This window comes from Membranihabitans marinus, assembly GCF_021729155.1.
GTDB classification, from domain to species: domain Bacteria; phylum Bacteroidota; class Bacteroidia; order Chitinophagales; family Saprospiraceae; genus Membranihabitans; species Membranihabitans marinus.
Map to the genome: position 1 here is coordinate 1 of NZ_JAJQYA010000005.1, position 20,251 is coordinate 20,251.

The following is a 20,251-nucleotide window of genomic DNA, read 5'->3' on the forward strand; positions in this document are numbered from 1 at the left end:
GTTCATCTTTTAATTTTTTGTTTCGAATCACTAAAATCTTAAATATTTGAACTTTACACACTTTTTTGGACAGTATCTGCTAGTCTTGCCAATCTGGATTAAACGGTGATGGTTTTCTAAAAAATACAAAGCTATAGCGGAGTGAAATCACAATAGCCGTGGATAAAGGAGGGAAATTGCTTTTTTAAGCAATTTAACTGTAATGCGTATTAAAGGTCGTAAATCGACCTTTGGCTAAATAACCGGAGTCTCTGTGCTCAGAAGGCATTGTATACTTCTTTGTCGTAAAAGGTTCTTATCTACCTAGTATTGATTTGGGTAAAAAGTGTAACAAATCCAAAGTTATTAACCTAGGCATTGGGTATAAATTCCTAATGTTTCAAATCAATATTCACTTTATATATTTTCCCTCCCATATTTCGGTTTTTCCAGTATTCATCGGTGATATATACGGTAGCGTTATCGACAAAAACGATGGATTCTTTTTGGGTACTCGTCCCTAATGGGATCACTTTATGTTGTCCACTGAAGAATTGATCTTCAGGGAAATTATAGAAGACCCACATTTTGTTGCCACTTAAAAGACAGACTCTTGAACCATCTTCACTAATGTCGCCTGCAGTGATCCAATAATCGTTTATCTTATCTTCTCCTTTTTGGGGTTTGTTGGGCGTGAAATGATCGATTTTTCGTGCGATGTGATGGCCTGGAGAGTCCGGTATTTTATAAAGGTTGGTGGCCATGGGCAAGCTGCGGTGTTTGCTGCTTAAATATAGTTGATTATTGTTCCAAAACAGGGCTTCACAATCGAAGTTCATCTCATTATCTGCTGGAGGAAATTCTTTTTGATCTTCATAGGCTATGGTGATGATTTCTGCTTCTACACTATCTTTTTCAAGGTAGTCCGGATTGGGAATTTTAAAGATGGTGAGATCTTTGTTTTTATTATTGTTGTTTCCCAAATTGGAGATGTATAGATTCCCCTTTGAATCTTGAGTCATATCTTCCCAATCTCTATTCCAAGCATTGGTGATGACCAATGTTCTTATCAATTGACCTGTGGTATCGCATAGATAGATCTCGGATTCACCTCCGCTATCGTTCAATGTCCAAACTTGCTTTTTGCTATTTATTTCTATGCCTGAAGATTCATGAATGGACGATGGGAGCTGACCTAGGGTGATTAAAGCGCTGGGCTTGGTTAATATGTAATACATTCCAATGGCTATTGCAAAAGCTAGGGCAAAGGCAAGAAAGAATTGAACTTTGGTTTTCATTATAAACTAAATGTATGATTGTAGATTAAATACTCAATGGTAATATAGTGATGATTAGAATTTTTTTAGGATATTACCAGTATTAAATCGATGGTCATTTGTACTGAATTACTTACCTTTCATTTATGATGAAAAAATATTTGGCTATTCTTCGCGGGATTAATGTTGGCGGACATCGAAAAATACTAATGGCCGATCTCAAAGATTTGTTTTCCGATTTGGGGTATACTGATATTCAAACCTATATTCAGAGTGGAAATGTCATCTTTGGTGTAAGTCAGGATAAGTCGGAATCTCAATTGGCTGGAGAAATAGCAGAAGGCATAACGAAAAAATACGGTTATGATGTGCCCGTCATTGTGCGTAGTGCTACATCCTTCATTAAAGATGCTGATGCCAATCCCTTTATTAAGGATCCGAATTATGATATCGGTCGATTGCATTGGACTATTTTAAATGAAATCCCCAACGAGGAATATATAGATCAAATGGATACTTGGCCGTTAAACCAAGATGAGATTCATATTGTGGGGAATAATGTTTTCCTGCAATGCGAGGGCAAATACAGTCAGACTAAATTGACGAATCAATGGATTGAGAAAAAATTAAAAGTTTCTGCTACTACGCGAAATTGGAAGACCGTGGTGAAGTTGATATCCATGATGAGTCAATAGACAGGTAAGCATTAAGGACATTTAGAAAATCACACTAGAATATAGAACAAGACTTATTGACTGCCAAGCCATGCAAAATGATGTGGTAGGGATGCCATATCATTTTGCACAGCCTTTCAGTATTTTGTATTATTTCAAGATGGTTTTAAATTTTTTAGCATAAGCTTTACCGTAGTATTCCATACCTAAGTCGGTTTGATGGGTACCGTCTACTGTACAATCCATACACATATTAATTTCATTTTTTCGCAAAATATACAGTTCTCTTACGCCTTCTCGTTGCATAGTATCATACATTTCTTCGAGAATATTATTGATTCTAAACACTGAGCTATAGTTGCCCTTGGTTACATAATCGTCTGAATATCCCGCGTGTTGAACCATTAGGATCGGAGTATTGGGGTGTTTGTCTCTCAATTGATTGACACTTTTTCTAATTCGAGCTTTGAGTTCGTTGTCTGGATATTTTTCTGAGCTGCCCAAATTGGGTAAACAATCCAAAACGAAGGCTGCTGCATCTATTTCAGCTATAAAATCTACAACTTCTGCTTCGAGTCTACCATTGCCAGAGTAGGCTAGGTTGACCACCGGTGTATTGAGTTTACGCTGTAGGATATTGGTCCAGCCCATGCCCGGTCTCGAGGCACAGCCTCCCTGTGCAATAGAGGTACCGTATACCACGATGGGTTTTTGGGATAAAATGTCTGTGCTTATTAATTGGGCATCAGCGGGAATGCCTATTTCCAACCATTTTACTTCATTGTAAAGGGGGAGGTATAGGCTATAGTGATGCATGCCATTAGCAGCCTCGTATGTTTGCAGGTTTTTGTATGTGTATGTAATGGTATCTTTGAAATCGTATCGACCTCTACACCATAAGGATTGGTCATGACCTTGACGTTCTACATATAGATCTAATCCACTGACTCCAGTTGCTGGCATATGGTTCATGGCAATCTGGCCGGAAACTTGGTATTTAACTTGGATCATCGGTGCATCGGTGGCAAAAGTTAGCGTAATACCTGCGGATCTTGTAGATAATCCCCATACGGCATCTCTTACTTTACCTTTGGCTTCCGCTGGCATTCTATGATAAGGCGAAGCCAATACATCGTGTGACCAACCTTGAGATTGAAATTGAATGGCTTCTGTTTTGGCAGCATCGTAGTAAACCATGGATTCTTGGGCCTGTGCTGAAAAGAATGATTGGGTCAAAATCAATAAAAAGATAAATTTAAGATGTAGGTAGTTCATGTTTTGTTTTAAAGTTTTGGTAATAAAGAAGTTGAGTGTTCTGAACTCAAAGTAAAATTATAAAAAAAGGTCCCCAAATACTGCATTGCCTTAGTGGAAAACACTTGGTAAGATCGGTTGACGCTATTTCTATCGCAATAAAATTAATCAAATATTGAATTTGAAGATATTTTATATATGATTTTATGTAATTAAATTAAAATTGGTGGGCATCCTATCGTTGAATTCGGGTATTTAGCGGAAGAATTTTGGAATTTTTCGTTTTTATCGATTACAAAGATGAAGATTATTCGTTTTATTCAACATTGAGAAGATGTCTTTGAAGTGAATTAAAAACAGATAATTTAAAAAAATGCATAATCACAAACAGACCTTAGGGGAGTTTATTATTGAAAAACAAAAGGAATTTAAATACTCATCCGGTGAGCTTTCCAAATTGATTAACGCCATTCGATTGGCTGGGAAAGTGGTTAATCACGAAGTGAAAAAAGCGGGCTTGGTCGACATATTTGGCAGTTCTGGAGAGACGAATATACAGGGTGAGGATCAGCAAAAGCTCGATATTTTTGCACACAATAAGTTTATCCAGGCCTTGTCCAACAGAGAGATTGTATGCGGGATTGCTTCTGAGGAGGAAGATGATTTTATTGTCATTAATAGTAATGATAAAAACCATCAAAATAAATACATTGTATTAATTGACCCATTGGATGGATCGAGTAACATAGATGTAAATGTATCTGTCGGTACCATTTTTTCTATATATCGTAGAAAATCACCAGTAGGCAGTCCTGTGGTTTTGGAAGATTTTCTTCAACCTGGTCGCAATCAAGTGGCTGCTGGATATATTATTTATGGAACTTCTACCATGATGGTTTATACTACAGGCCACGGGGTCAATGGATTTACTTTGAATCCAGCCATTGGAACGTATTATTTGTCTCATCCCAATATGAAGTTTCCTGAGGATGGCCATATATATTCGATAAATGAGGGCAATTATATTCATTTTCCTCAGGGGGTAAAGGATTATATAAAATACTGTCAAGCGGAGTTTGAGGATCGGCCGTATACCAGTCGGTATATTGGGTCTTTGGTCGCCGATTTTCATCGCAATATGATTAAGGGCGGAATTTATATATATCCAGAATACAGCAAGGCAAAGACGGGGAAATTGCGTTTGTTGTACGAATGCAATCCCATGGCATTTCTTGCTGAACAAGCTGATGGCAAGGCCAGTGACGGTAGGAAGCCCATCTTGGATATCCAGCCGGAAAGTTTGCATCAGAGGGTGCCCTTCTTTTGTGGCAGCAAGAACATGGTTGACAAGGCGGAAGAGTTTATGAGATAGCTTGTATTGAATCCTCTTTTTTGTCAATAAGGCTTAATTCATTGCATGGTCCATGTGTTATTTGTGGGAATTATTCGTCTTTGGTAAAAAACATTTCTCTGTACTCTGTTGGAGTATAGTCTTTTAGCTGTTTGAACTGTCTATTGAAATAGGATATATTTTCGAACCCACTGTCAAATGCCACCTGGGAAATACTCAATTCTCCTTCCAATAGCAGTTTGCAAGCATAGCCAATCCGTATTTCATTGACGTATTGTATAAACGATTTATTGGTTCTTTCTTTAAAGAATCGACAAAACGATGTTTTTGTCATGTTTACAATATTTGCAGCCTCTGTAACTGAAATAGAATGCATGAAGTTTTTTAATACAAATTCATATATTTTATTGACTTTGAAATCTTGAATAGATTCTGTGGATTGAGTAAAACTTGAACTAGACATTAATTCTAGCTCAGAAGATTCAGATATTTTTTCTAAAATTTGCAGTAAGGTAATAATCCTATTGAGTCCAGTAGTTTCTGGAAGGGTAAATAGCTTTTCTTTGACATATCTTTTGGTTTTTTTATGGGTAACTCTTATTCCCCTTTTAGCAATTTCTAATAGATTGATTAAAGACTTAGATTCGGATAAATTATAAAAGGATTCTCCTACAAAGTTGTGTCCAAAATGGATAGATACACTTTCTGAATAATAGTCCGGGTCATCCTTCTTTTTACTTCGCCACTCATGGGGTAAGTTGGGGCCGAATAATACGATTTCTTCGTGATCATAATCAACCAATTTATCCCCAACAAACAATTCACCATAGCCTCGATGAATATAGGTAAGTTCGTATTCTGGATGATAATGCCATGGGATATGCCGATAAGGATCTCCATTTCTCCAAGCTTTAAAGGACTCATGGGGAGTTTCACCATGTTTCATTAATATGGGCTTCATTAATATGTAGTTTAATTTTATCGTAAAAAACCAAGGTGTTGATAATATTGTGTTAGTAATGGTGAATATATGATTAAAAATTCATGTCAAAAGTTTCGACTTTTATAAACTTATAAATGGGTATGTTAAAATCTGGTGTTAGATTATTTTGAAAATTGTTTGAGATGTATAATTTACATGATGAGGATGAATGAATTTGAATTATTTATGGGTGGTTTATAAAACATTATAATTATAGTTGTGGTGAATTTACGTACTTATCAAAGTATTAATGATATAATTATGAGCTATCGTAATTAGCAGTAATCTATTTGTTTGTAAAATTAATAAAACATGAAAAATATATTAGTTGTAAAAGTTGTGCTGGTGATTTTATTGAGTTATAATCTAGCTCAATCACAGCAGAGTAATAATTCATTTCTAAATCCTCCTCAATTAATTGAGGATCCCGGGCTGTATTATAAATATTCCCCAGATAGCAGAGAATTTACAGGTATTTCAAGTATGGCCGTGTCTAAAAACGGTAGAATGTGGGCAGTGTGGTATGCAGGAGTTACACCGAATGAAGATAATAATAACTATGTAGTGGTTGCTACTAGTGAGGATAATGGTGAAAACTGGGAGGAAATCTTAGCCATTGATCCAGATGGAGGTGGTCCTGTGAGAGCCTATGATCCAGAAGTGTGGATTGACCCGAATGGTGAAGTTTGGGTATTTTGGGCTCAGGCAATAGGTCATAATGGAAGTGTAGCTGGTGTATGGGCTACTCGCACCAAAGATTTGACCACTAAATTTCCAAAGTGGTCAAATCCCAAAAGATTAACTGATGGTGTCATGATGTGTAAGCCTACGGTGTTGTCAAGTGGAGAATGGATTTTGCCAGCTTCTACATGGCGACAAACTGATAAAAGTGCCAAAGTTATTGTATCTACAGATAATGGATCGACTTGGAGTGAAAGAGGGGCATGTCATGTACCCAAGGAAGATAGAAGTTTTGATGAGCATATGATAGTAGAAAGACTTGACGGATCCCTTTGGATGTTGGCGAGAACTAACTACGGGATTGGACAGAGCTTTTCTAAAGATCGTGGCAAAACATGGAGTGAATTAGAACCCTCAAATATTAAACATCCGAGTGCTCGATTTTTTATTCGTCGATTGGCTTCAGGAAATCTATTATTGGTGAAACATGGGCCCATCTCTACACGAACAGGACGATCGCATTTAATGGCTTTTATTTCTAAAGACGATGGCAATTCTTGGTCGAAAGGTATGCTGATTGATGAACGACCATCAGTGTCTTATCCCGATGGGCAGCAAACATCAGATGGGACTATTTATATAACTTATGATTATGATCGTAGGGGAGAACAGAAAGTATACATGACGAGCTTCACTGAAACAGATGTTCTGTCTGATGATTTTGACGAGAGTGTGTATAAAGTGTTTAAAAATAGAAAGGTGATCAGTGATGCAGGGAGGTAAATGGCGTAATGTGGCAATCAATTCCGAGGTGCTTGAATACAATAATAGAAACATTGCATTCTATATTTCTAATAATGGAGATGAATATTGAAAGAGACAATAAGGTGATAGAGAATTTTTCATTTTAAATTAAATATGATTTTAATAAATAAATACAAACTATGAATATTACTCTGAGGGCTTTAGTCTTTATCGCATTTTGGTTTTCAAACTTATCGACTTCTAGTGGGCAAAAGGAAGAAGCCTATCTTCAACCTCCTATGTTGATAGATAATCCATCTTCAACGACTCATTATAATGTCAAAAACAGGGCGAGCTCAGGTATCCCCAGTTTGGCCATTAGTCCAAAAGGACGTTTGTGGGCTGTGTGGTATGTGGGGATTACTCAAGGAAAAATAGTAGAAGCTTGTCCTTCTAGCTATATAGCAGTGGTTACGAGTGGAGATCAAGGAGAGACTTGGGAGGAAGTACTGGCCATCGATCCCGATGAAGCTGGACCTGTAAGGGGATTTGATCCCGAAGTGTGGTTTGATCCCGATGGTAAACTTTGGGTGTTTTGGGCACAACAATTAAGTCCAGCGAGGAAAACCAGGTCTGGTGTTTGGGCCATTACAACTGAAGATGGAGACAGCGCAAAACCTAAATGGTCAAAACCTCGTCGATTAATTGATGGAGTAATGATGTGCAAGCCAACTGTGTTGAGTAGTGGGGAATGGGCGCTTCCAGTTTCATTTTGGCATGAGGAAGACAAAAGTTCAAAGATCGTGACTTCAACAAACAGAGGAAAGAGTTGGAAAGAGAAAGGCTATGTGAGCGTGCCTGAGGAATTTTTAAATTGGGATGAAAATATGATTTTTGAAAAGAATGACGGTTCACTTTCGATGTGGGTGCGAACAAAATATGGAATAGGTGAAAGTTATTCTAAAGACGGAGGTCGAAATTGGAGCACTTTGAAACCTTCAAAAATAGCACATACTTCATCTCGTTTTTTCGTTCGTCGATTGACTTCCGGAAATCTTTTAATGGTTAAGCATGGTCCATTGTCAGAACGAACAAAACGATCTCATTTAATGGCATTTATATCTCAAGATGATGGGAGTACTTGGTCCAATGGTTTGTTGTTGGATGAGCGGGAAGGTATTTCTTATCCAGATGGCGATCAGGCAGAAGATGGAACCATATATATCACTTATGATTTCAGTAGAAGCCATGAACAACATATTCTAATGACTTCATTTACTGAAGAGGATATCTTATCCAAAAATTACGATGCGAATATGTATAAAGTGTATAAGAATAGGAAGCTAATCAGTGATGGAGGAAATTAATATTGAATTTTTAAACAGATGTAAAAGTCTGTTTTTAAATAATCAACCTAGGAATAATTGTTGATATAAAGATGAAAATGTTTTGAATTTTCTCTAACTCTAGTTCTTAAATTGGGATATGCTTTGATAAAAATTAGTGAATAGAGACTGGGTGACTATTAACAATGAATCTACTTTGGATTTAACTAATATTAATTTTTGGGCGGACGAGGAGCAAATTGATGATCGTGTAATTTTAAATTAAAAACATATTAATTATGATGGTATTTTATAAGGGGTTGATAGTGTTTTCTTTATCACTATTATTTTTTAGTTCTTCAATGGCTCAAGAGAATACTACTTTTCTTAATCCACCTAAAATCATAGAAAACCCGTCATCAATAGAGCATTATAAGGTGGAGAATAGGGCGAGTTGTGGTATTCCTAGTATGGCCGTTAGCAAAGAAGGTCGTCTTTGGGCTGTCTGGTATGTAGGGATTACCTCTGGTAAAATTGTAGAGGACTGTCTTTTCAGTTATATCGCGGTATCTACTAGTGGAGATAACGGGGAAACTTGGGAAGAAGTACTCGTTATAGATCCTGATAAAGCAGGTCCTGTAAGAGCCTTTGATCCCGAAGTGTGGTTTGATCCAGATGGTAAGCTTTGGGTGTTTTGGGCACAACAAATTAGACCTACGCGATCAACTACTTCTGGAGTGTGGGCCATAACCACAGATCAAGGCGATAGAGCCAACCCTAAATGGTCAGAACCTCGTCGATTAGTAGATGGAGTAATGATGTGTAAACCTGTCGTGTTGAGTAGTGGGGAATGGGCACTTCCCGTTTCATTTTGGCATGAGATAGACAAAAGTTCTAAGATTGTCACATCAAACGACAGTGGTAAGACTTGGAAGGAAAAAGGCTATGTGAGTATACCTGAGGAATTTTTAAGTGCTGATGAAAACATGATTTTTGAAAAGAAAGATGGTTCGCTTTCGATGTGGATTAGGACAAAATATGGAATAGGAGAAAGTTATTCTAAAGACGGAGGCAGAAATTGGAGCACTTTGAAACCTTCCAATATAAAGCATGCTACATCGCGATTTTTTATTCGTCGATTAAATTCCGGAAACCTATTATTGGTTAAACACGGTCCATTGGATGAACGGACAAAACGCTCTCACTTAATGGCTTTTATTTCCCAAGATGATGGTAATACCTGGTCCAATGGCTTGTTGTTGGATGAACGATTAGGTGTTTCATATCCAGATGGCGATCAGGCAGAAGATGGAACTATATATATCACTTATGATTACAGTAGGAGTTCTGAGCAACATATTCTAATGTCGTCATTTACAGAGGAGGATGTCTTATCTGAAAACTACGATGCGAATATGTATAAAGTGTATAAGAATAGGAAGCTAATCAGTGATGGAGGAAATTAATATTGGATTTAGTTGAAAATGGATCGAATTTACTCCAATTCTAGTCTTTGAATTGCGAAATGCTTCGATATGAATTGGTGAATGGAATTAACGTTTTGTTTTGTCGACTATTAGCAGTGAATCAACTTCGAGTAAATCCATTATTAATTATTGAGAGGAAGAGTGGTCAAATGGCGATACTATTTTTTTAGAATCAAATGTGTATATATTATGAATGTGTTATATAAAGGACTGATAATGGTGATTTTTTCGCTTTTATTCTTGAGTTGTTCATTAACTAAAGAGAATACAACTTTTCTTAAGCCTCCTAAAATCATAGAGAATCCAGCCGCAATCGAGCATTATAAAGTGGATAAAAGGAGGAGTTGTGGGATCCCTAGTATGGCCGTTAGCAAAGAAGGTCGTCTTTGGGCGGTGTGGTATGTGGGGATTACCGATGGTAAAAAAGTAGAGGACTGTCCTTACAGCTATATAGTGGTATCTACTAGTGGTGATAATGGGGATACTTGGGAGGAAGTGTTAGTTATAGATCCAGATGAAGTAGGTCCTGTAAGAGCCTTTGATCCAGAGGTTTGGTTTGATCCAGACGGTAAACTTTGGGTGTTTTGGGCACAGCAGGTAAAACCTTATCGGGCTACGACATCTGGAGTATGGGCCATTACCACAGATGATGGAGGAACTGCCAATCCTAGATGGTCCGAGTCGCGTCGTCTTGTGGATGGAGTAATGATGTGTAAACCGACAGTGTTGAGCAATGGAGATTGGGCTCTTCCTGTGTCTTTTTGGCATAAACCAGAGGCTAGTTCTATGATGGTGGTCTCTAGTAATAAAGGAAGGAAATGGAAGATTAAAGGCGCTGTTCGTATACCTGAAGAATCTTTGGATTGGGATGAAAATATGATTTTCGAAAAGAATGATGGTTCACTATCGATGTGGATACGCACTACCTACGGTATTGGAGAGAGTTTTTCCAAAGATGGTGGGGGAACTTGGAGTGAGTTACAACCTTCAAGTATAAAGCATACGACATCTCGGTTTTTTATTCGTCGATTAAATTCCGGAAATCTATTGTTGGTTAAACACGGTCCATTGGATGAACGTACAAAACGCTCTCACTTAATGGCATTTATTTCCCAAGATGATGGTAATACTTGGTCCAATGGTCTGATGTTGGATGAGCGAGAAGGTGTTACTTATCCCGATGGTCAACAAGCTGAGGATGGCACCATATATATCACTTATGATTACAGTAGAAGCAAAGAACAACATATTGTAATGACTTCATTTACAGAAGAGGATGTGTTGTCGGAAAATTATGATGCGAATATTTATAAAGTATTTAGAAATAGGAAGCTAATCAGTGATGGTGGTAATTAATACGATATAAAATAATAATGTTAGGTTTTCAAAATAGAAGAATAGAAAAATGAAAAGTAAAAGTAAAATGTCCTTACTGAGTCGATTGTGGCTCATAATGCTTTCTGTGGGGCCCGGTATATTTTGTATTGGTTATACGATAGGTACGGGAAGTGTGACTGCTATGGTCAAGTCAGGGAGTGAATACGGTATGCAATTGCTTTGGGTATTGGTGCTTAGCGTTGTATTTGCTGGAGTCCTAATGGAAGCATATGGTCGGTATTCAATTATTGCTGGGGATACGGCAATACATAGTTTTAGAAAGAGATTCAAATATGGGCCTGCAATCGCTATTGCCGTAATTTTGGGTGTTGTCATAGGGCAGCTCAATTCCCTATCTGGTATCGTAGGTCTTTCGGCCAATGCTATTTATGAGTTGATTCATGTCTTTTTCCCAGCTACCGCCCCAGAGAATTATTGGGCAGTCCTAGGTATATCCATCTTTATACTGGTGATTTTGTACGGTTTACTTTTGATAGGGAAGTATAGTTTTTTTGAAAAAATCCTAGTGGTATTTGTTACTTTAATGGGACTCTGTTTTTTGGTATCCATGTTTGTCGTTATGCCGGAACAGAAAGATATATTGGCTGGTTTTATTCCATCAATCCCCAATAAAGAAGGGGGGAAATTAATGGTTGCAGCGTTTGTAGGGACAACAATGGCTGCCCCTACTTTTGTAGTTAGACCGCTGTTGTTAAAAGGAAAAGGATGGGGGAAAGATGATGTTAAATCACAATCTCGAGATGCTTTAATATCAGCTATTCTAATGTTTGTCATAAGTGCATCGATTATGATTACGGCAACCGGTGCATTGTATTACGATGGCAAAGTCGTAGACAAGGTTTTGGATATGATATATACATTAGAGCCAGTGGCTGGAAAATTTGCCTTGGTCTTGTTTGTAGTTGGAATTCTTAGTGCTGGACTTTCATCCATTTTTCCTATCATTATGGTGGCGCCTCTATTGATCGCCGATTATCATCGCGGAGAATTGGACACTTCTTCCAAGCAATTTAAAGTTTTGACCGCTTTTGCAGCCATGGTTGGGCTAGTGGTACCTATTTTGGGTGCTAATCCGATAGCAGCTCAAATAGCCACTCAAGTAGCCAATGTTTTTATTCTGCCGTTGGTCATCATCTTGATTATCATTTTAATTAATAATAAAAAAATAATGGGAAAACATAAAGCGGGAATCTTGCTTAATATTGGCTTGTTTTCTTCTTTTATTTTTTCATGTTTTATCGCTTACAATGGGTTTATAGCATTAATTGAATTGCTGTAGTCCTTATTTTAAATTAAATCAAATAAGATATCATTGAAAAATTTCATGGTTTGTTGTGATTGGGGCACAACCTCTTTTCGGATGAGATTGGTGGATAACGCAACAGCTACTATCCTGTGTGAAATTGAAAGTCCTAAGGGGGTAGCATCTATATATGATGAATGGAAAACTGAGTCTAATCAGGCCAATAGGTTGACGTATTATTTGGACTTTCTAGAGTCTATGATGGTTCAGCTTTTTGAGCAAAGTGGAGAAGTGGATGATGGTATCCCATTGTTGTTGTCAGGTATGGCTTCTTCTTCTATTGGGATGAAGGATTTAGATTATGCAAATACTCCATTTTTACTATCGGGCAATCAATTGGTTACAGAGTGGATTCCTTCAGATCGAAGAAAGGTGTTGTTAATTTCTGGCTTGCGATGTACTGCCGATGTTATGAGAGGAGAGGAAGTGCAATTGTTGGGAATGGAAGCGGATATTAGTCAGACCATTAGTCGCGGTAAGGGTTTAGTTCTATTGCCCGGTACCCACTCCAAGCACGTGGTTATAGAACGAGGTAAAGTAGTCGAATTTTCGACTTTTCTCACCGGAGAATTGTTTGACGTATTGTCTCATCACAGTTTGTTAAAGGATTCAGTGGACACTTCAACCTCTGTGGATTTGTCTGTTGATCAAACTTCTTTTAAAGAAGGGGTTCTGGCATCTTTTCATAAAGAAATCACTTCTGCGTTGTTCGAAGTGCGTATCAATCAATTGTTCAATAAAAAAACAAAGCAAGAGAATACTGCTTTTTTAAGTGGACTTCTTCTAGGTGCAGAATTGAAGTATTTGAGGGAGGATGTAGAATATAACTATATTTTGGTGAGTTGTGGTCCAAAATTACTACCTCTTTATGAGTCGGCATTCGAAGTACTTTCTCTTCATCAACCGGTAAAATGTATTCCTGCGGAGGATATGGATGGGTTGACGGTGAAAGGACAATTGAAAATAGCTGCATTACATTTTAAAACCATCCTTTATTAATATGTATAATTCTATGCAATTTAATTGGTCATTATTTAACCGAAGCCCCATAGTAGGCATTATGCGCAATATTTCAAGTGAGGATATCCAACCTATCGCAGCCCAATATTTGGCAGCAGGTCTATCTACCTTAGAAGTCACTTTTAATTCTCCCAATGTAGAGGAGCAAATAGCAACTCTTATTACAGAATATGGCCATGAATTGAATATTGGTGCTGGGACAGTGTGTTCTATGGAAGAACTCGACAGGGCGCTAGATGTCGGTGCTCAGTTTATAGTAACACCGATACTCAACCCAGAGGTAGTGAAAGCTTGTGTGAAAGCTAATATTCCAATATTTCCAGGAGCCTTTAGCCCCACGGAAATATATCAGGCTTGGACTTTGGGGGCCGATATGGTTAAGGTATTTCCCGCTGATACCCTCGGGCCAAATTATATCAAAAATATTAAGGGCCCGTTGAATAATATCAAGATCTTGGCTACCGGAGGGATTCATATCCATAATATTGACTCTTACAGATCTGTTGGCGTTCAAGGATTTGGGATGGGGAGTGAGTTGTTTGATAAAGATTTAATTCGCCAAAAAGATTGGCAAGGTCTAAAAAATCATTTTTTGAGATTTGCTCAACTTTTTGAAATTTGAAAATAAGCTTGGTTTTTATTCCTTTATTTTTAAAATTGAACTTGTATATTAGTCCATCATTGATAAATATATAAGAATAATACAATATGAGGACGGCAGAATTATTGGTTGATCAGAAATGTAAACTTGGAGAAGGACCTATTTGGATTACCAAACAAGGTAGGCTGTTTTATGTAGATATTTTGGCCCATAAAATTCATTCCTGTAATCATCTGGGACAAGAGGAGAAAGTCTTTAATATGCCTACATATGTTTCCAATATATATGAATCTCAAAATGATAACCAATTGTTGGTCGCCCTTGCCGATGGACTATATCTTTTGGATGTGTGGACAGGGGAATTAAATGTTTATGCTTTGTTCAATAAAGTAGATCCTTCGTTGCGTACCAATGATGGATTTTGTGATCCCTACGGCAATGCGTGGATTGGAACTATGGCGCTTACTGAGGAAGAAGGTTTGGGGGATTTATGGATGTTGGATGTCGATAAACAATGGCATCTTATGTTGCCTCATACCAGTATCTCCAATGGTATTCGCTGTACTCCCGACGGGAATGAAATATACTATATTGACACACCTACCCATCAAGTTAGAAGATTTAACTACAATCATAATAATCGCACTTGGGCCTTGGATAAGGTAGTTTTTGAGATCGATCCCAGTGTCGGACACCCAGACGGCATGTCCATCGACGAGAATGGTCATCTGTGGATTGCACTTTGGGATGGTTTCGCCGTAATCTGTGTCGATCCTGAAACTGGAGAAATTATAGATAAGGTCAATGTGCCAGCACCTCATGTGTCGGCCTGTACCTTTGGTGGACCGGAGATGAAAACCTTGTTGATCACCACTGCACGTAAAGATATGACGGCGGATGAACTGGAGGAATTTCCTCATGCCGGGGGTATATTTAAAGTAGATCTTGAAGTAAAAGGTAGACCAAACTTCATATTTCGACCGAAGTAGACACGAGCTAAAATTACTATTTTCTTCGCAATTTTCGGAAATGAAAGCAGAGGGCTTTATTCATTTAAGGAGTGAGGCTTTTTGTATAATTAATGGTCATTATTAGCGGGTTCCATTAATTCATTTGGTATTATAACAAACCTTGATTTGGTGCGCATAGATCGGGTTGTTGAAGTTATGTCAGCTTAAGGGCAGCGCATTAAAGATCAGTTGACGGATTATTTTTATCGCAAGGCCAATCTTCCACAAAGTCACACTTTTACCAATCTCCGTGTATCCTATATTACCTGCGGATAAATCGGCTTTGTGTCCATGTTTTTTAAAATGTTTACCTAAATCTTCATTGTGGAAATCAAACCTTGTATGCAAGGAGATTTTCAGTTTTAATTTACAGTGATCGCTAAATTTTGCAGATTTAACGATGGCTGCGATTTGAAATATTTGTCCATAATTTTTCACTAGAAAAAATATTAAGTATGAGGATGTAGAAAATATCCAATTATGCAAAATATTATTGGTGGAAGGGAAATTTGGATAAATATTGATAAAAAAATTAGGAAAGCATAGGAAAGTAATTTATTTTGATCAATTTATATTTATAAAATAATAATTGCCTTAAAGACAACTGGGTAGCTCATTTGTTTTATAAATGTGAATTCTACTTATGTATCTTAATTTAATGTCTTAATAATTGAAAATGAAGTTAAAATTAATCCACAACGTTGCTCAATGGTCGATGCTTTCCTTGTTTCTTGCAGCCATATTACTGTCTTGTGAGGAATCTACCGTTTCCGAAGCAATAATGGATCCGAAAATTGAAAAATTAAGTATCCCAGAAGGGTTTGTAGCCGAGCATATTTTTGCTCCGATTGATAGTGTGAATGGTTCATGGGTGTCAATGACCTTTGACGACAAAGGAAGGCTGATTGCCTCCGATCAGTACGGAGGTCTATTTAGATTGACCATCCCCGCTATAGGATCGGAAGATGTAACTCCTCAAGTCGAAAAATTAGATGTCAATATGGGCTGTGCACAAGGTTTGCTTTGGGCATTTAACAGTTTATATGTTATGGTTAATAATAAAGTCGATGAAGATGACGACGAAGAAGAAATAAAACAAACCAGTGGTTTCTATAGATTGCAAGATACCAACGGTGATGATAGTTTTGATAAAATAACCCAACTCAAAGAAATGGTAGGTTGGGGAGAGCACGGTCCTCATAGTGTCAGATTAGCACCAGATGGTAAGTCGCTGTTTGTAATTGCAGGGAATCATACCGATATTCCTGAAATGGATAGCTATCGAGTACCTCCGATTTGGGGAGAAGATAATTTATTCCCCGATATTAAAGATCCGAGAGGTCATGCCGCCGATAGAAAAGCACCAGGGGGCTGGGTAGCCAATGTTGATCCAGAAGGTAAACACTGGGAATTGTACTGTGTAGGATTTAGAAATCCATTCGATATAGCTTTCAATGAAAGGGGAGATATGTTTACCTATGATTCTGATATGGAATGGGATCTTGGTACCCCTTGGTATCGTCCGACAAGGATTTGTCAAGTGGTGTCAGGTGGTGAGTATGGTTGGAGAACAGGTACGGGGAAATGGCGTCCAGAGTATCCAGATAATTTGCCCGGTATTATCAATTTGGGACAGGGTTCTCCCACTGGAGTATTCCACGGAAAAAATGCTAAATTTCCAGATAAATATAAAAGAGCTTTGTATGCCTTTGACTGGAGTTTTGGTATAATTTATGCCATGCATATGACACCCAATGGTGCGAGTTATACTGCGCAAGCCGAAGAATTTATTTCCGGTCTGCCCTTGCCATTAACCGATGGAGTAATCGGACCAGATGGTGCCTTGTATTTTATGACTGGAGGAAGAAGGTTGGAATCGGATTTGTATCGGGTTTACCATAAAGATCACGCTTCATTTAGTACTGAGGCTTTACCACTTGAATCACCAGAACCAGAGGCTCACGCGATAAAAACCAAATTGGAGACTTATCATACGGAAGTGGGAGCAGAAGCTGTAGATTTTGCTTGGCCTTATTTGACACATGACGATCGATTTGTTCGTTTTGCAGCTCGACTGGCTATTGAACACCAACCGGTGGCTTTGTGGCAGGATAGAGTATGGTCTGAAGAATCTCCAGAAGCAGCTATCTTAGGGGCAGTTGCACTGTCGAGACAGGGTAGCAAATCAATACGAAATAAAATTTTTAGCAAATTATTGACCATTGATTTTTCTAGTCTAACCATAGACCAAAAGATTGATTGGACAAGAGCAGTAGAATTGACAACTTTTCGTTTAGGAGAGCCTTTGTCAGGCGTTAAATCACAGTTGATTAGTTATATTGATGCTGAATTTCCGGCGAATGAAGAGAGATTGGATCGACAGTTGAGTAAATTGATGATTCATTTCCAAGCACCATCGGCAGTAGGAAAAACATTGGCTTTGTTGGATGATGCCAAAAACAGCAAATCCACTGATTATCAAAATTCCTCTGAATTAATTTTGCGAAATCCTCAATATGGATTGGACATAGGAGAAATGTTGAATAAACTACCACCAGCACAGCAGACTTATTATGCCATGATGTTGAGTAAAAAATCAAGTGGATGGACGGATGAGGAAAGAACTGAATATTTTTCTTGGTTTCAAAATGCCTTTAGTTTCAAAGGAGGTAATAGCTATGTAGGTTTTGTCAATAAGGCTAGAAAAGCTGCTCTGGAATATGTGCCTAGTAGCAAGAGAGACCATTTCAATGAAATATCGGGAGATTCCTTAGTTAATGACAAAGGCTTAGGTTTGGTCGCTGGTGTTCACGCCAAAGGTCCAGGAAAAAATTGGAAGGTTGACCAAGCCTTAGATTCCATAGCGGCAAGTACGGATAAAAGAGATTTTGAAAATGGGAAGAATATGTTTTCTGCAGCGCTTTGTATAACCTGCCACACTATGGCTGGAGAAGGGAGTAATGTAGGACCTGATCTAACACAATTGGGTACAAGATTTTCACAAAAAGATATTCTCGAAAAGATTATTGAACCCAATAGTGCGATTTCCGATCAATACGCATCATCGGTATTTGAATTGAAAAATGGAAGTTCAGTTGTTGCTCGGATTAGTAGAGAGGATGACGATAATTATTATGTGTCCCAGAATCCATATGCACCCACTGAGTTGAGAACGATTGCTAAATCTGAGGTTGCGAAGGTAAAAAAATCCGCAGTGTCTATGATGCCACCGCGATTGATCAATAGCTTGAATCCCGATGAATTGAGAGATCTAATGGCCTTCTTAATGTCTGGAGGCAATAAGAATAATGAATTGTTTACCCAAGAAGCTGTACAATAAAATGAAGATAGCAATGAAGAGATTAAATAATCTGATGTGGTTACTGTTGACTTGTATTGCCCTGGTTTCTGCTTGTAAAAGTAGTGATAAGGCTTCTGAAGATGGATATGTATCGATATTTAACGGTAAAAATCTAGATGGATGGGAAGGTGATCCAGACTATTGGACGGTTGAAAATGGTAATATCGTGGGTACGGTAACCGAGGAGAAGCCATTGGAAAACAATACTTTTCTAATCTGGAGAAAGGAAGAACCCGCGGATTTTGAATTGATAGCTGAGTTTAAGATTACCGAGTCTGGTAATTCTGGTATTCAGTATCGAAGCGAGGAATTGAGCGATATAAAATTGGCGCTTAAGGGATATCAAGCCGATATCGACGGCAAGAATACTTATACCGGTCAAAATTACGAAGAACGAGGTCGAGCATTTTTGGCTAAAAGAGGTGAGATTTCTGTGTTGGAAAATGGTGAGAAACCTTCAATTGTGGGATCGTTGGGAGATGGAGATGAATTGAAGACCAAGATCCATAAGGGTGATTGGAATACCATTAAATTGGTCGTTAAGGGCAATCGCTTGCAGCACTATATCAACGGTGTAATGATGAGCGATGTCACCGATAATGATGCTCAAAACAGAAAGATGAAAGGTCACCTCGGTTTTCAGGTACATAAAGGACCTGCAATGCGAGTAGAGTATCGCAATATTCAGTATAAAAAATTGTAACTAGATCTATAAAATAGTTTCTTAAATAATGGATGGGCAGCAGGAAAAGGATGTAATCTCATACAGAGATAAAGTTTCAAATATATCCCAAATCGGTGGCATTGAGACCTCAATATTGGACAATGGTATCGGTCGTGGCAATCGAATTGCTTGGTTTAATACAGGGGGTGGATTGCGATTTAAGGTAAATATTGATCGAGCCATGGATATTGGTGAGGCTTTTTATAATCAATACGGATTGGCTTGGATAAGTCACCAGGGATTTGGAAGGCCACAGCCATGGGTGAATAGCGGTATAGATTGGTTGAGGAATTTCGGAGGTGGTCTATTGACTACTTGTGGATTGACCCATGTGGGTGGACCTGAATCTGATGATTTTGGTCAACGTGGCTTACACGGCGAAGTGTCCAATATCCCCACTGAAGTGGTGTCTATCGTGCAGCCAGATTTGTCTCGACAGCAATACAAGATGTCCATTACAGGGCGAATTCTTGAAACCTCAGTCTTTGCTTCTCATGTCGAATTGAGAAGGACATTGTCTGCGGACTTGTTTTCCTCGGAATTGACCATTGAAGATGAAGTGACCAATGTGGGGAATACTACCATACCTCATATGTTGTTGTATCATTTCAATTTTGGATATCCCCTAATTGACGAAGGTGTTGAATTGTTGTGGGATGGAAAAACAAAATCTAGAGGAGGTAGTGCTTTAGATGATGCCATCTTTGCTTCTGATCACGATTATACCCGAGGGCAGGCTGTACTGGCAGAACATTCGGGTTTTGGAGAAGCGGCTGGTTTTATTGACCCACAAGCTGACGATCAAGGCCTGTATCACTTTGGTATAAAAAATCCCAAACTCAATTTGTCTGCCATACTCACTACTTCCAAAGCTCAAATGCCTGCTTTGACCAACTGGCAGCATTGGGGCAAGCGGGAATATGTGGTTGGGTTGGAGCCTGGAACCAATTATCCCATTGGTCAACAAAAGGCTAGAGAAGAGGGTAGTTTGTTGTTTTTGGAACCCGGACAGCGTAGGAATTACAAAGTGGGGATAAGAATTAAAATCGATTAATTTAATTAATATATAAAATTCAATAA

17 protein-coding genes are annotated in these 20,251 nt (G+C 38.2%); 13 read left to right on the top strand and 4 right to left on the bottom strand.

All coding sequences use genetic code 11. The features are described 5' to 3' along the window. Positions 1-371 precede the first annotated feature (371 nt). The gene (locus LVD51_RS04740; RefSeq protein WP_236970046.1) at positions 372-1,277 is read right to left on the bottom strand and encodes a hypothetical protein; all 906 of its coding nucleotides are present in this window, start codon (positions 1,275-1,277) and stop codon (positions 372-374) included. Between the two features lie 125 nt (positions 1,278-1,402). On the opposite strand from LVD51_RS04740, the gene LVD51_RS04745 reads away from it, so the two are divergent. Continuing rightward, positions 1,403-1,951, top strand: coding sequence for a DUF1697 domain-containing protein (locus LVD51_RS04745; protein WP_236970047.1), 549 nt, complete (start codon positions 1,403-1,405; stop codon positions 1,949-1,951). A 129-nt stretch (positions 1,952-2,080) separates the two neighbouring features. Here LVD51_RS04745 and LVD51_RS04750 read toward each other — a convergent pair whose 3' ends face one another. Further along, on the bottom strand, positions 2,081-3,205 hold the full coding sequence (locus LVD51_RS04750) for an SGNH/GDSL hydrolase family protein (protein ID WP_236970048.1): 1,125 nt from the start codon (positions 3,203-3,205) through the stop codon (positions 2,081-2,083). Positions 3,206-3,557: 352 nt separating this feature from the next. Here LVD51_RS04750 and fbp point away from each other — a divergent pair, with 352 nt between their 5' ends. After that, positions 3,558-4,556, top strand: coding sequence for a class 1 fructose-bisphosphatase (gene fbp / locus LVD51_RS04755; RefSeq protein WP_236970049.1), 999 nt, complete (start codon positions 3,558-3,560; stop codon positions 4,554-4,556). A gap of 70 nt (positions 4,557-4,626) precedes the next feature. Here fbp and LVD51_RS04760 read toward each other — a convergent pair whose 3' ends face one another. Beyond that, the gene (locus LVD51_RS04760; protein ID WP_236970050.1) at positions 4,627-5,496 is read right to left on the bottom strand and encodes an AraC family transcriptional regulator; all 870 of its coding nucleotides are present in this window, start codon (positions 5,494-5,496) and stop codon (positions 4,627-4,629) included. A gap of 333 nt (positions 5,497-5,829) precedes the next feature. Between LVD51_RS04760 and LVD51_RS04765 the strand changes: the two genes are divergently transcribed. The 8 genes from LVD51_RS04765 (at position 5,830) to LVD51_RS04800 (ending at position 15,065) form a co-directional block, all read left to right on the top strand. Next, positions 5,830-6,981, top strand: a complete 1,152-nt coding sequence (locus LVD51_RS04765) for a sialidase family protein (protein WP_236970051.1) — start codon at positions 5,830-5,832, stop codon at positions 6,979-6,981. Between the two features lie 161 nt (positions 6,982-7,142). Continuing rightward, positions 7,143-8,309, top strand: a complete 1,167-nt coding sequence (locus LVD51_RS04770; RefSeq protein ID WP_236970052.1) for a sialidase family protein — start codon at positions 7,143-7,145, stop codon at positions 8,307-8,309. A 257-nt stretch (positions 8,310-8,566) separates the two neighbouring features. Further along, positions 8,567-9,733 carry a sialidase family protein gene (locus LVD51_RS04775; protein WP_236970053.1) on the top strand — a complete coding sequence of 389 codons (1,167 nt, stop codon included), beginning with the start codon at positions 8,567-8,569 and terminating at the stop codon, positions 9,731-9,733. A gap of 210 nt (positions 9,734-9,943) precedes the next feature. Next, positions 9,944-11,110 (top strand): sialidase family protein, encoded by a 1,167-nt coding sequence (locus tag LVD51_RS04780; RefSeq protein WP_236970054.1) that lies wholly within the window; start codon positions 9,944-9,946, stop codon positions 11,108-11,110. A 49-nt stretch (positions 11,111-11,159) separates the two neighbouring features. After that, a complete protein-coding gene (locus LVD51_RS04785) occupies positions 11,160-12,431 on the top strand; it encodes an Nramp family divalent metal transporter (RefSeq protein WP_236970055.1) in 1,272 nt (423 codons plus the stop codon). Between the two features lie 33 nt (positions 12,432-12,464). Beyond that, positions 12,465-13,454 carry a 2-dehydro-3-deoxygalactonokinase gene (locus LVD51_RS04790; protein ID WP_236970056.1) on the top strand — a complete coding sequence of 330 codons (990 nt, stop codon included), beginning with the start codon at positions 12,465-12,467 and terminating at the stop codon, positions 13,452-13,454. 13 nt (positions 13,455-13,467) lie between these two features. After that, positions 13,468-14,097, top strand: coding sequence for a bifunctional 4-hydroxy-2-oxoglutarate aldolase/2-dehydro-3-deoxy-phosphogluconate aldolase (locus LVD51_RS04795; protein ID WP_236970057.1), 630 nt, complete (start codon positions 13,468-13,470; stop codon positions 14,095-14,097). 86 nt (positions 14,098-14,183) lie between these two features. After that, positions 14,184-15,065, top strand: coding sequence for an SMP-30/gluconolactonase/LRE family protein (locus tag LVD51_RS04800; protein ID WP_236970058.1), 882 nt, complete (start codon positions 14,184-14,186; stop codon positions 15,063-15,065). A gap of 180 nt (positions 15,066-15,245) precedes the next feature. Here LVD51_RS04800 and LVD51_RS04805 read toward each other — a convergent pair whose 3' ends face one another. Beyond that, positions 15,246-15,524, bottom strand: coding sequence for a hypothetical protein (locus tag LVD51_RS04805; protein WP_236970059.1), 279 nt, complete (start codon positions 15,522-15,524; stop codon positions 15,246-15,248). A 238-nt stretch (positions 15,525-15,762) separates the two neighbouring features. Between LVD51_RS04805 and LVD51_RS04810 the strand changes: the two genes are divergently transcribed. The 3 genes from LVD51_RS04810 to LVD51_RS04820 are packed head-to-tail and all read left to right on the top strand — an operon-like array spanning position 15,763 to position 20,225. Continuing rightward, on the top strand, positions 15,763-18,426 hold the full coding sequence (locus tag LVD51_RS04810; protein WP_236970060.1) for a c-type cytochrome: 2,664 nt from the start codon (positions 15,763-15,765) through the stop codon (positions 18,424-18,426). A gap of 13 nt (positions 18,427-18,439) precedes the next feature. Continuing rightward, positions 18,440-19,150, top strand: a complete 711-nt coding sequence (locus LVD51_RS04815) for a 3-keto-disaccharide hydrolase (RefSeq protein WP_236970061.1) — start codon at positions 18,440-18,442, stop codon at positions 19,148-19,150. 28 nt (positions 19,151-19,178) lie between these two features. Next, positions 19,179-20,225, top strand: a complete 1,047-nt coding sequence (locus tag LVD51_RS04820; RefSeq protein WP_236970062.1) for an aldose 1-epimerase family protein — start codon at positions 19,179-19,181, stop codon at positions 20,223-20,225. Positions 20,226-20,251: the final 26 nt, after the last annotated feature.